Below are 12,190 nucleotides of genomic sequence, written 5' to 3' on the forward strand. Positions count from 1 at the left end.
TCCAAAACGATCGGGCCACGAAAAGCGTTCCCAAAAATTTCCGCTGTGTTAGCGGACATCCTGGGACCGACTGCTCAGGAAACAGCTGTCCAGACGATCTAAATATCTGTACTAATTAGGATAGTTTGTCAGGCGCTGTTCTGAAAGACGCGCGGAGGGCGCCTGCCCGGCTTCGCGGGGGTCATTGGGCGTCGGGAGTCTTGCCCGGATCCAGGAGCCTGGCCGGGAGCAGGGTTTTGGAGCCGAAGCGTTCCGCAACGCGGTCAAGGGCCTGCTCCGCGGCCCGCCAGTTGTCATCCCGCCGGTCAAGGCTGAGCTGCAGGGACGCCTGGCCGGCCGGTTCCAGCTGCTCAGCACGGACGCCTACAAGACGGACGCTCATGGATCGTGCCCCCAAGGACTCCAGCAATTGCACGGCAACCTGGTAGATAAGCTGGGCGCTGTCAACGGGAGTATGTACCGTCCGGCTACGGGTCACAGTGGAAAAGTCGGCGTATCGGAGTTTCAAAGCTATGGTTCGGGCCAGCATCCCGGAACTTCGCAGCCGCGCTGCCGTGCGATGGGACAACCTGAGGAGCTCCCGTTGCACCAGGGCGTCGTCTGCCGAATCTGTGGCGAAGGTCTCTTCTGCCCCGATGCTCTTTTCCAGCCTGGTAGGAGTGACTGGCCGGGGATCTATTCCCAGGGACAGTCGGTGCACATGCTCTCCGCTGGCGCCAAGGACCTTTTTCAACGATGCCACGGGCGTTGCTGCTACGTCGGCCACCGTCCGTATGCCGAGGCGTGCCAGCACCTCGGCGGTCTTGCCGCCGACGCCCCAGAGGGCATTGACGGGCAGGCTGTGGAGGTACCGGATGGTGTCCTCGGCGTCGATCTGGAGGATGCCGTCCGGCTTGCAGCGGGTGGATGCGATCTTGGCCACAAATTTGGTTCCGGCAATCCCCACTGAAGCGGTGATACCAAGCTCAGACCGAACCCGTTTGCGGATGAGATGGCCAATGTCCAGGGGAGATCCGAGACGGCGGATTGCACCGCCGACGTCCAGGAAAGCCTCGTCAACGCTCAACGGCTCCACGAGGTCCGTGATGGAGGCGAAGATCTCCATGAGCTGCGCCGAAACCTCGTAGTAGAGCTTGTGGCGCGGGTGGATGATGACAGCGCCCGGGCACATCCGCATGGCAATGGCCATGGGCATCGCTGACTTCACACCTGTGGCCCGGGCTTCGTAGGACGCCGATAACACAACGGAACGTTCAGCAGGGAAGCCGACGATTACTGGCTTGCCCCGCAAGTCCGGCCGGCTGCGCAATTCCACGGAAACGAAAAAGGCGTCCATGTCCACGTGGAGGATGCTGGTTCGCCGCTGTTCCCGCAGGGCATCCTGGGCGCTGCGGGCTGGTTCGCTGCCCACGCTTTGGGCGCTACCGGATGCTTCCTGACTCACAACGGCAATACTATGCCCGGCCACTGACTAAACTGGAGGCACAGTCCCCCGTCAGCCCAAGGAAGGATACCCCTGTGAAGCTCTTTGGAACTCCTCAATCGCGAGGGTTTGCCCTGCTCGCAGCGAGTGTCGCCCTGGCGGTTTCCGCCTGTACTCCGCCCACCAGCAGCCCGGCCCCATCCGCATCGGGGAGCTCCTCTGATTCCTCCACGGCTGCGCCATCTTCCCCGGCATCCCCTTCATCCTCGACACAGGCTCCTGACTCGTCCGGATCAGCCGGACCTGTGCCGGGCGCGACGGCCACAGTGGGCGCCTTGGTCCCCGGCTTTCCGGAACAGCTCATCCCGGTGATGCCCAAGACGTCCGTGCGCTCCAGCAGTTTTGACAAAAACGTGTCTCCTGCCACCGTTGCGCTCGTAGGAACGGTTAAAGCTCCGCTGGAAAGCGTGGTGGATTACTACAAGACATCCCTTGAAGCGCAAGGGTTCAAGGTTGTTCCGGGCGCCCAAGCCGTAGGCAACGTCACGTCGATCGACTTCATCCGCGGTGACGGTGAAACGGTCAATGTTTCCGTGAGGCAAAAGGAAGGCGTTTCCACCTTCACGATCGGCGCGAACGTGGCGGCCGGGTCCGTCAAGTGACGCCGGTTTCCCAACTCCACACGGAGCAACTCGAGTTTATTGGCGGTGTAGCCGGGAAGCTGAATGAGTTCCTGGCGGTCCAGCAGGACATGATGGCTACGATTTCGCCCGATGTCGCTCCCCTCATGGGGTCAATATCGAACCTCGTCACCGGCGGAAAACGGCTCCGTGCGCTGATGTGCTACTGGGGCTGGCGGGGTGCGGGCGGTCCCGTCGGTGACTCGGACATCCTGACAGCCGGTTGTGCTTTGGAACTTTTCCAAGCCGCGGCCCTCATCCACGACGACATCATTGACCGTTCGGATACGCGTCGCGGGGGTCCCAGTGTGCACCGTCGCTTCAGCCAACTCCATCAGGCCAATGGTTGGGCCCTGGACAATGAACGCTTCGGCCATGCAGCGGCGATCCTGACCGGCGATTTGTGCCTTTCCTTCAGCGAGGAATCCTTCACGGAAATCGGACCCCGGGCAGCAGCAGGAAGCGAAGCACGCCGCATTTTCAACCTCATGCGGGCCGAGGTAATGGCCGGGCAATACCTGGACATTCTCGAGGAAGTAGCCGGCCCTGTACGCGATCGAGCGGGTTCCGTGGACCGCGCCACCTCGATTATTCGCTACAAATCCGCAAAATATTCCACCGAGCACCCTTTGGCCCTGGGTGGAGCGTTGGCAGGCGCATCCAAGGAGCTGCTGAAGGCATATTCCGCATTTTCCTTGCCCTTGGGCGAAGCGTTCCAATTGCGCGATGATGTCCTGGGTGTTTTCGGCGATCCCGAGACGACAGGAAAACCCGCGGGCGATGACCTCCGCGAGGGCAAACGGACAGTGCTCGTTGGATTTGCCATTAACCTGGCTCCCACGGATCAAGCCACGTACCTGGACGAAATGCTGGGGAAACCGGATCTGGGTGAGGACGATGTTTCCACAATCCGCGACATAATGGTCAACTGCGGAGCGCTTGATGCCACGGAGTCCCTTATTGACGAGCTGAGCGACAAAGCCTTCGCCGCCCTGGAAGAGCTGCCGGTGGAAGAATTACCGCTCACAGCATTGCGCCAACTGGCTGAGGCAGCTGTCAGCCGGGCCGCTTGATGGCGCCTCCCAGGCGTTGAGACGACGACGGCGGTCAAGAACCGCCGTCGTCCGCTGTTTAACTGCTTATGACGGAATCCAACTGTCGGCTAACCGACTACCAGGCGAGACTGCGTTACCAGGCGAGAGACTGGGCGCGACGCCGAATCTCCGTCTTGCGTCCTTCGCGCAATGCATCGACAGGCCGTCCCCGCAATGAATCGTCAGGGGTAAACAACCACACGATGAGTTCTTCGTCGTTGTAACCGGCATCGCTAAGAACCGCAATGGTTCCCTTCAAGCTGTCCACGACGTGTCCATCCTGAATAAACAGCGCCGGAATCGAGCGGATATTCCGCTCACCCCGCCTGATGGCAACCAGCGCACGCTCATCCAACAGTCCGTGGACTTTGGTGATGGAAACTCCGAGCAGCTCGGCGACATCCGGCAGCGGCAACCAGTCGGAAACAAGGCTTTCTACATTACTCACGGAACAAGGTTGCCACGCCGGGCTGCCTGTCGCCTAGCCGAAGTACGACGGCGGACCCTCCACGCGGGAGAAAGTCGCCTTTTCATGGGGGTGAATTCGGCGAGGAGATTTCCAAAGCGCGCGAATTGTTGTGCCTGATGAATAAGTGTGAGAGATTCACACTGATCACACTTGCAACATTGATAACATCAGTAACATTGGCAACACTGGTAACAGCGGCAACACAAACTACTCCCGCTGCTGAGATGAGGACACATTCCATGACGACGCCCCGCTCGCCGAAACGAACCATGAGCATGCCGGTTATTGCGGCAACCACGGCTGCGCTTCCCGCCGTGGTTTTGTCCTCGCTTGCCTTGGCCCAGCCAGCCACGGCTGCACCGGCACCCCAGCCGCGTAAGATTCCCGCTACCCTCGCTGCAGCCATGAAGGCCCAGGCCACCAAAGTGGGCAATGTGATTCCCGCCCAAGCGGTTGCGGCGACCCTTCCGTCCGCCCTGCGGCCCATGACTCCCTCCGTACCGGACACCTACAAGATCGTCCGCGGAGACACCATCAGTGCCATCGCACGCCGCTTCAACCTGGACACGTCCGCCGTCCTGCAGTTGAACAAGCTCACGGCAACAACGCTTATTTACCCGGGCCAGACCATCAAACTCACTGGCACTGCCCCGGCCGCCCCTGACCAGGCGCCCGCGCCGGCGCCGAGCGCACCTTCAAATGCCACAACCTACACGGTGGTTTCTGGCGATACGCTGGGCGCGATCGCCGCCCGGTACGGTGTCCCACTGTCCAGCATCTTCAGCTGGAACAATCTCAGTGGCAGCTCCATCATCTACCCTGGCCAGAAGATCAAGGTGAGTGGTGACTCTTCGCCCGCGACTCCCCCTGCTCCTGCCCCGGCTCCGGCACCTGCGGCCACTCCCGTGGCCAACACGGGCTCCTACACCATCAAATCCGGCGACACCCTGAGCTCCATTGCATCGCGTCACAACGTTTCGTTGTCAGCGCTGATGAGCGTCAATACAGTTTCGGCAACGACCGTCATTTACCCCGGACAGAAGCTCACCATCCCCGGCACTACGTCACTGCAGCCCGCCGGGGAAACCAAGCCCCTGGTGCCTAGCTCGTTCCTCGGCTTTACGTACCCGCCCGCTGTCGTCAGCTCCGCCAACGAGAACAAGGCGCTGCTGAACGCTTCGCCTGTCCCGAGCCGTGATGAAATGAAAACAATCGTGGCTGATACCGCCCGGCGCATGGGAGTCAGCCCCTCATTGGCACTTGCCTTCGCCGAACAGGAATCCGGCTTCGACCAGCGTGCGGTCTCCCCCGCCAACGCCATTGGAACCATGCAGGTCATTCCTTCCTCCGGCCAATGGGCATCTGATTTGGTGGGCCGCAAGCTCAACCTCCTGGATCCCTATGACAATGCAACGGCCGGCGTCGCCATCATCAGGGCACTCATCGCCACCAGCAAAGACCTCGACAACGCCATTGCGGGTTACTACCAAGGGCAGTACTCGGTCAGCAAGTACGGCATGTACGACGACACCAAGCGCTACGTCGAATCGATCAAGGCCCGGCAACGTACTTTCGGCTAGGCCGTTCCCAAGCACCTTCGGACGAGGCCTGGGTCCTTTGCGGATTCGGGCCTCTTCCCTGCCTCGATTAGGATCGTATGGTGCAGGAACAAACGCAAGACCACCTCATCGGGACCACGGTGGACGGGCGCTACCACGTCCGCTCACGCCTTGCCAGAGGCGGAATGTCCACCGTCTACCTGGCCACGGACCAGCGCCTGGAGCGCGACGTGGCCCTCAAAGTCCTGCACCCGCACCTGGCAAATGACGAGACGTTCCTGGAGCGACTCAGCCGCGAGGCCAAGGCCGCTGCGAGCCTGTCCCATCCCCACGTTGTCAGCGTGCTGGACCAGGGCGAAGACGGGCATATCGCTTATCTGGTGATGGAGTATGTCAAAGGCCATACGCTTCGTGACGTCATCAACCAGCAGGGTGCACTTCCACCGCGCCTCGCCCTCGCTCTGATCGATCCCGTCATCGAAGGTTTAGCGGCAGCCCATGGAGCAGGACTCATACATCGGGACATCAAACCGGAGAACGTGCTCATAGCGGACGACGGCCGGATCAAGGTAGGCGACTTCGGATTAGCCCGGGCTGTCACGGCCACCACAAGTACAGGCGCCTTGATCGGCACGGTCGCGTACCTCCCTCCCGAATTGGTGCTCGGCAAACCCGCCGATGCCCGCAGCGACGTCTACTCAGCGGGCATCATGCTCTACGAAATGCTCACAGGCAAGCAGCCATATGCTGGCGAGTCCCCGATTCAAGTTGCTTACCAGCACGTCAACGCCGTGGTTGGCCGCCCCTCAGAGGCTGCTCCCGGTCTTGCCGAAGACCTGGACGAACTTGTGCAGTGGTGTACTGCTGTAGACGCCGAAAACCGGCCCGTGGACGGCTCCGCCTTGCTATCGGAACTTCGCCACATCCGAACCACCCTGAGCGACGAACAACTGGACCACCGGCAGCCCTCCTCCCGGCCCCTCTCCCCTGGCGCTGCTGCTGGGGCAGCGGGTTCCATCGGGGCAGCCGCTTCCGCGGGTCCCGCTTCCGGCGCCGCTCGGCAGGGGGCCACCCCGCAAGAGAATCCCACCGAGGCCCTTGCCACTACAGCATCGCCCACCGAATTCATCCCACACCAGAGCAACCCGACAACCGTGATGGCAGGATCTGCACGGCAACCACGCAACGCCGGCCTGGCCCTTCCCGGTGTGGACGATGACCTGCCCCAGCCCAGCAAACGGGAGCAGAAGAAGCTGGAGCGGCAACAGGCTAAAGACCAGGCCCGGGCTGCTGCCACCCCGATGCGCCCCTTGCGTGAAGGCAATCCCCGGCGGCGCGCTGTTATTTGGACAGTCGTGATCGTGATCCTGGCGCTGCTGGCAGGTTCTGCCGGGTGGTTCTTCGGCATGGGGCCTGGATCTCCAGGCACCGTTCCCGATGTCAAGAACAAGACAGTGGCCGAGGCCCAACAACTCCTGCGAACGGCAGGATTCCAGTCCGAGCCCAAGGACGTCTTCGACGACGACGTCCAGGCGGGGCTCGCCGTCGGGACTGAACCCAAATCCGGGGAAGTGGTACGGAAGTTTCAAACCATCGCGCTTTTCGTTTCAAAAGGTGCACAACTCTTCGCGCTCCCCGGGCTGACGGGTGGGACTCTTGATGACGCAAAGACGGCCCTTAACGCCGCCCAAATGACCCTTGGCAACGTCACAGAGGCTTTCGACGAGAAGATCCCCGCAGGCATTGTCATCTCCCAGGACCCTGCCCCGGGCAAAGAAGTCCGCCACGGCACGCCGGTTTCCTTCGTTGTTTCCAAAGGACCCCAGCCCATCCCCGTTCCCGATGTTCGGGGTTTGCCGCAGGATGCTGCCGTGAAAGCAATTCAGGATGCCGGATTGAAGGCCGTTGTCGCCCCAGAGACGGTCAACGACAAATCCGTGCCCAAGGGCGCCGTTGTGGCACAGTCCCCTGGCAATGGCACGCTCATCCGTGGTGAAACGGTGACCCTGACGCTGTCCAAGGGACCCAAGCTGGTGAGGGTGCCGAGCTTTATTGGCAAGCAGGCCAAGGAAGCACGGCAACAGCTGGAGGCACTGGGTTTCGAAGTGAAGGTGAATGAGATCCTGGGTGGATTCTTTGGGACCGTCCGGGACCAGAATCCGGTGGACAAAGAAGTCCCAGAAGGATCGGTCGTAATGCTGACGGTCGTCTAGCGAATCGGCGGGACGATTATCTGAAAGGTTCACGAAAAAAGGTGCGGTCCGAATTCATCCGGACCGCACCTTTCTTATATCTGCTACCTCTTGGAGAGAGCTCCTGCCACCAGGAAGGCCATCTCGAGGGACTGCATGTGGTTCAGGCGCGGATCGCAGACAGACTCATAGCGGTCCAGGAAAGCGTCCTGATCGATGGGATCTGCACCACCGAGGCACTCGGCGACGTCGTCGCCGGTCATTTCGACATGCAGACCGCCCGGAACCGTTCCCAGGGAGTGGTGCACCTCGAAGAATCCACGTACTTCATCAATGACGTCGTCGAAGTTGCGGGTCTTGTACCCGTTTGGCGAGGTCACAGTGTTGCCGTGCATCGGGTCCGTCACCCACAGGACCTGGGCACCGGATGCAGTAACGCGCTCGACGACGGCCGGCAGCTTTTCGCGGATGTTGGTGGCGCCCATGCGGGTAATGAATGTCAGGCGCCCGGGTTCGCGGTTGGGGTCCAGCTTGTCGATGAGGCGCAGGGCATCGTCGCCGCTGGTGGTGGGGCCGAGCTTGACTCCAATGGGGTTCCGTACACGGGAAAGGAAGTCCACGTGGGCATGATCGAGTTCGCGGGTCCGCTCGCCGATCCAGAGGAAGTGGGCGGAAGTGTCGTAGGGCAGTCCGGTGCGGGAGTCGATGCGGGTCAGTGCGCGTTCGTAGTCGAGCAGCAGTGCCTCGTGGCTGGCGAAGAACTCAACCCGCTTGAGCGCCTCGAAGTCAGCACCACAGGAGTCCATGAACATGATGGCGCGATCAATGTCGCGGGCAAGGGACTCGTACCGGGCATGCGCCGGGTTCTCAGTGAAGCCCTTGTTCCATTGGTGGACCAGCCGAAGATCCGCGAAGCCACCTTGGGTGAATGCCCGGATCAGGTTAAGTGTGGATGCCGACGTATGGTAGGCCTTCAGCATCCTGCCGGCGTCGTGCGCGCGGGACTCGGGTGTGAAGTCGTAGCCGTTGACGATATCTCCGCGGTATGCGGGAAGCGTCACGCCGTCGCGGGTTTCATCGTTGGACGATCGTGGCTTGGCAAATTGGCCGGCCATGCGGCCCATCTTGATGACCGGCATCGCCGCACCGTACGTCAGCACCACGGCCATCTGGAGGATCGTCTTGACGCGTGCGCTGATCTTGTCCGCGGTAGCGGCTTCAAAGGTTTCTGCGCAGTCTCCGCCCTGCAGGAGGAAAGCCTTGCCTTGGGCGGCCGCAGCCAAGCGCTCCCGAAGAACGTCCACTTCGCCGGCGAAGACCAGCGGCGGAACGACGGAAAGTTCCTTCACGGAGGCCTTGAAGACGTCAGAGTCAGACCACGTGGGCTGCTGGGAAATGGGCAGGTCCCGCCAGGCGTCAAGCCCGGGGTAATTTGCAGCCCCACTCTGGGCGGTGCTGGCGAGTGGGTCTACTACAGGGGGTGCGGTGTTCGCGGTTAGCTCAGTCACCCTTCAAGAGTAGTAGCCTCCGCCAAGGTTGGGGCACTGCAGGCGTAACTGTCCCTGCCGAATGCGTCACAGTCCCCCGCTGGCCGCTCCCCCGTCTTCCTTGGGTTCATCCTTGTCATCGGCGATGTCTGAAGGAGCCTCCTCGGCCGCTTTGACTTTACCTACGGTCCCGGGCCCTTTGCCGTCCAGGCGGGCCTTGACCACAGCTGCGTACTCGTCCACGTACTCTTGTCCGGAAAGCCGCATCAGCTCGTACATGATTTCGTCAGTTGCAGCCCGTTGAATGAGCCGGTCATCCTCCATGCCGTAATAGCGGCTGAAGTCCAAGGGCTGCCCAAAGATCACACCGATACGCCGGATGCTGGGCAGCCTCTTGCCAATGGGCTGGACCTTTTCCGTGCCAATCATGGCCACCGGCACCACAGGGACACGGGTCTGGAGTGCGAGCCGTGCAACACCCACCTTGCCGCGGTAGAGCTTGGCGTCCGGACTCCGGGTGCCTTCCGGGTAGATTCCCAAGAGCCCGCCGGAATTCAGGACGTCCTTCCCGGCTTGCAGCGATAGCTCCGATGCGGCCCCGCCGGAACGGTCCATGGGCAGTTGGTTGGTCAACCTGAAGAACAGCGCCGTCAAGCGGCCCTTCATGCCCTTGCCGGTGAAGTACTCGGACTTGGCAAGGAAGATCACAGGTCGATCCACCATCAGGGGAAGGAAGATGGAGTCCGAAAAAGACAAATGGTTGGACGCCAGGATCGCCGGGCCGTTTTCGGGGACGTTGTCCAGCCCTTTCACCCATGGCCTGAACAGGAGTTTGAGAACAGGACCAAGAAAGATCCTCTTCATGACCCAATAGAACACGTTTGTCCTCTCACGGCCGGTTTACGGGCGTCCTTCCGGCCAGGCCGGCGGCACTCAACAGCAACCCTACTCCAGTGAGAAATGTCGGGAAGAGTGACACGATGGAGCCATGACGGAACGCAACCAATCAGCCGCGCCGCTCGCCTTCCACCACCCCGGCCACGGAGCCAATGCTTCCATCGGAGTGGCCATCTGCCACGGATTTACGGGTAGCCCGCTGAGCGTCCTGCCTTGGGCCGAGTATCTGGCCGGGCAGGGCTTTTCCGTTTCAGTGCCTTTGCTTCCCGGTCACGGAACCAGCTGGCATGATCTCGCCGCCACACGCTGGCAGGACTGGTACAGGACATTTGAGCGAAGCTATCTGGACCTTGCCGCCCGGACCGAAACATGTTTTGTGGCAGGCCTGTCCATGGGCGGTGCCGTTGCCCTCCGCCTCGCTTCACTGCACGACGTTCCAGGCCTGGTCCTGGTGAACCCAGGGTTGAGTTTCTACGATCGCCGGGTCAGGTACGTCGGAGCACTCAAGTACGTCATGCCCACCACCTCACCAATTGAGGAAGAAAAACCGACCGCGGCCGCCACACAGGACGGTGACTATTCCAAGACGCCTTTGAAGTCCGTGCACGAACTGAAGAAGCTCTTCCGCCAGGCAACCCGCGCCCTCCCACAAATTCAAGCCCCGGCACTGGTCTTCAAATCTTCAGTGGACGGTGTCATCCCGCCCACTTCCGTAGCTATGATCAGCAGGCATATGGACCCCTCCCGACTCAAAGTGGTGACCCTCCCGGCGAGCGGCCACGTAGCCACGTTGGATGTGGATGCACCCACCATCTTTGAAGAATCGGCGCAGTTTTTCCGTCAGCATGCCGCGGACAGAGTAGCCTCAGAGTCATCATGAAAATGCTTCCCGATTTCTCCCCGTTCCTCAGCAACTGGACTGGCTCAGGCCCCCGGGTTGGCGTCGTCATGTCACACGGGTTTACGGGAAGCCCGCACAGCGTCCGGCCCTGGGCGGAGCACCTGGCAGCGGCGGGATATGCCGTCAGGGTTCCGTTGCTCCCCGGGCACGGAACTACCTGGCAGGATATGGCCACGCGTTCATGGCGTGAATGGCACCGGGCCGTTGATGATTCCTACAGGGAACTGGCAGGCGAATGCGATTTCGTGTTCGCGGCTGGACTGTCCATGGGCGGAACGCTGGCGCTGCGCATTGCGGCGACACGGCCCGTGGCCGGCACCATTGTGGTAAACCCCGGCCTCGTACTTGATGACCCGCGCGCCGTGATCGTTGCGGCCCTCAAGTACGTCATGAAGAGCACTCCGGCAATCGCCAATGACATTTTGAAGCCGGACCAGGACGAAGGGGCATATTCCCGCACCCCGGTTGCAGCGGCCCACGAGTTGAAGAAGATGTACAAAGACACTGCCGCGCTATTGCCCCGCATCAGTTCCCCTGTCCGGGTCTTTCGCTCCACAGTGGACAATGTCATCTCCAACGCCAGCCTCGAATTCCTTCGTGCACGGGTCCAGGCGCCCGTTGACGTCACCTACCTCAGCAACAGCCATCATGTTGCGACCCTTGACAACGACGCCCCTGAAATCTTCACGGGAACCGTCGACTTCATCCAAAAGACCATGGCGGCCCTGGCCGGCGACGGGTCTTCCCTCGAAAAGGACAAAGCCGATGAACAGGCCTGATCCCAACTCTGCCGATCAGAGCGCCAACAAAGACGACGACGCCGTGTGGCTGGATTTGGTGGCCCGGCTGGAGGCGACGGAATCCTTACCGCTCGGAGAGGCCTCCGAACCGGGCCGGCAGGAAAGGGACAAGGCAGAAACCGGGCCAGCCAGGGAAGACGCTCCAGCCGGGGAAGACGCTCCAAAAGGCTTCAGGGACTTTGATCCGCTGGGACTGTCTTCTCCATCCGCGGCAGCGGCACCTGATGCCCGGACGCCACAAGGAGAAAAGGAAGAATCAGACGGCAGGCCCCTGGGTCCCCGCGATTTCGAAGTGGACGACGACGACGGCGCCTTCGTTCCCGAGGAGCCTCCCAGCCTGGTGGGAACGGACCCGCTGACCATGCTGGCATGGATCGGCGCTGTAGGCGGCCCCCTCGCCCTGCTTTTTACGGCGATGTTCTGGCGTTCGGCACCCTTGCTGGCCATCCTTGGCATAGTGGTGGCCTTTGCAGCTTCCGTCGTCTACCTGATCATGCGGCTACCGCACGAGAAAAACGAGGACGACGACGGCGCACGCATCTAGTGCCGCGTGTCTAAAGTAGTTTTATGGTTGGTGTTTGGGAGAATTGGGCATGGCTCATCCTCCCGCTCCTGCTTTGGATATTCGTGATGGCGACTTTGAGGTGTTGTCGCGGTGGTCCCGTTCCTCGGCGATGAGGGCAGGGCT

12 protein-coding genes are annotated in these 12,190 nt (G+C 61.3%); 7 read left to right on the forward strand and 5 right to left on the reverse strand.

Annotated features, from left to right (window positions below; translation table 11 throughout):
• Window positions 1-181 precede the first annotated feature (181 nt).
• Together dinB and AC1DD5_RS23065 are read right to left on the reverse strand one after the other, a co-directional pair.
• Window positions 182-1,444, reverse strand: coding sequence for a DNA polymerase IV (gene dinB, locus AC1DD5_RS23060; RefSeq protein WP_477522845.1), 1,263 nt, complete (start codon window positions 1,442-1,444; stop codon window positions 182-184).
• Between the two features lie 94 nt (window positions 1,445-1,538).
• Entirely contained in the window at window positions 1,539-1,832 is a 294-nt protein-coding gene (locus AC1DD5_RS23065; protein WP_442017584.1) for a hypothetical protein, read from the reverse strand.
• Between the two features lie 4 nt (window positions 1,833-1,836).
• On the opposite strand from AC1DD5_RS23065, the gene AC1DD5_RS23070 reads away from it, so the two are divergent.
• Both AC1DD5_RS23070 and AC1DD5_RS23075 read left to right on the forward strand, forming a co-directional pair.
• Window positions 1,837-2,085, forward strand: a complete 249-nt coding sequence (locus tag AC1DD5_RS23070) for a hypothetical protein (protein WP_477522846.1) — start codon at window positions 1,837-1,839, stop codon at window positions 2,083-2,085.
• Complete coding sequence (locus AC1DD5_RS23075) at window positions 2,082-3,176, forward strand: polyprenyl synthetase family protein (protein ID WP_442017586.1); 1,095 nt, start codon at window positions 2,082-2,084, stop codon at window positions 3,174-3,176. The genes AC1DD5_RS23070 and AC1DD5_RS23075 overlap by 4 nt, the downstream gene beginning before the upstream one ends.
• Window positions 3,177-3,291: 115 nt before the next feature.
• On the opposite strand, the gene AC1DD5_RS23080 is transcribed toward AC1DD5_RS23075, so the two are convergent.
• Window positions 3,292-3,645, reverse strand: a complete 354-nt coding sequence (locus AC1DD5_RS23080) for an Rv2175c family DNA-binding protein (RefSeq protein WP_216922937.1) — start codon at window positions 3,643-3,645, stop codon at window positions 3,292-3,294.
• A 260-nt stretch (window positions 3,646-3,905) separates the two neighbouring features.
• Between AC1DD5_RS23080 and AC1DD5_RS23085 the strand changes: the two genes are divergently transcribed.
• Both AC1DD5_RS23085 and pknB read left to right on the forward strand, forming a co-directional pair.
• Window positions 3,906-5,246, forward strand: a complete 1,341-nt coding sequence (locus tag AC1DD5_RS23085; protein WP_477522847.1) for a lytic transglycosylase — start codon at window positions 3,906-3,908, stop codon at window positions 5,244-5,246.
• 77 nt (window positions 5,247-5,323) lie between these two features.
• On the forward strand, window positions 5,324-7,438 hold the full coding sequence (pknB, locus tag AC1DD5_RS23090) for a Stk1 family PASTA domain-containing Ser/Thr kinase (RefSeq protein ID WP_477522848.1): 2,115 nt from the start codon (window positions 5,324-5,326) through the stop codon (window positions 7,436-7,438).
• Between the two features lie 83 nt (window positions 7,439-7,521).
• Here the strand turns inward: pknB and AC1DD5_RS23095 are convergent, their stop codons facing one another.
• Together AC1DD5_RS23095 and AC1DD5_RS23100 are read right to left on the reverse strand one after the other, a co-directional pair.
• Entirely contained in the window at window positions 7,522-8,925 is a 1,404-nt protein-coding gene (locus AC1DD5_RS23095) for a class II 3-deoxy-7-phosphoheptulonate synthase (RefSeq protein ID WP_477522849.1), read from the reverse strand.
• Between the two features lie 66 nt (window positions 8,926-8,991).
• Entirely contained in the window at window positions 8,992-9,783 is a 792-nt protein-coding gene (locus AC1DD5_RS23100; RefSeq protein WP_477522850.1) for a lysophospholipid acyltransferase family protein, read from the reverse strand.
• A 109-nt stretch (window positions 9,784-9,892) separates the two neighbouring features.
• Between AC1DD5_RS23100 and AC1DD5_RS23105 the strand changes: the two genes are divergently transcribed.
• Genes AC1DD5_RS23105 through AC1DD5_RS23115 form a run of 3 tightly spaced genes read left to right on the forward strand, consistent with a single transcriptional unit; the run spans window position 9,893 to window position 12,046 of the window.
• On the forward strand, window positions 9,893-10,681 hold the full coding sequence (locus tag AC1DD5_RS23105) for an alpha/beta hydrolase (RefSeq protein WP_477522851.1): 789 nt from the start codon (window positions 9,893-9,895) through the stop codon (window positions 10,679-10,681).
• A complete protein-coding gene (locus AC1DD5_RS23110) occupies window positions 10,678-11,481 on the forward strand; it encodes an alpha/beta hydrolase (protein WP_442005593.1) in 804 nt (267 codons plus the stop codon). The genes AC1DD5_RS23105 and AC1DD5_RS23110 overlap by 4 nt, the downstream gene beginning before the upstream one ends.
• On the forward strand, window positions 11,468-12,046 hold the full coding sequence (locus AC1DD5_RS23115) for a hypothetical protein (RefSeq protein ID WP_477522852.1): 579 nt from the start codon (window positions 11,468-11,470) through the stop codon (window positions 12,044-12,046). Before AC1DD5_RS23110 ends, AC1DD5_RS23115 begins: the two co-directional genes overlap by 14 nt.
• The last annotated feature ends 144 nt before the right edge of the window (window positions 12,047-12,190 follow it).

The organism is Paenarthrobacter sp. 10L420 (genome assembly GCF_056395385.1).

Coding starts and splice junctions, on each gene's coding strand:
- AC1DD5_RS23115 (WP_477522852.1), top strand. CDS start 11,468: ATGAACAGGCCTGATCCCAACTCTGCCGATCAGAGCGCCAACAAAGAC.
- AC1DD5_RS23085 (WP_477522847.1), top strand. CDS start 3,906: ATGACGACGCCCCGCTCGCCGAAACGAACCATGAGCATGCCGGTTATT.
- AC1DD5_RS23105 (WP_477522851.1), top strand. CDS start 9,893: ATGACGGAACGCAACCAATCAGCCGCGCCGCTCGCCTTCCACCACCCC.
- AC1DD5_RS23110 (WP_442005593.1), top strand. CDS start 10,678: ATGAAAATGCTTCCCGATTTCTCCCCGTTCCTCAGCAACTGGACTGGC.
- pknB (WP_477522848.1), top strand. CDS start 5,324: ATGGTGCAGGAACAAACGCAAGACCACCTCATCGGGACCACGGTGGAC.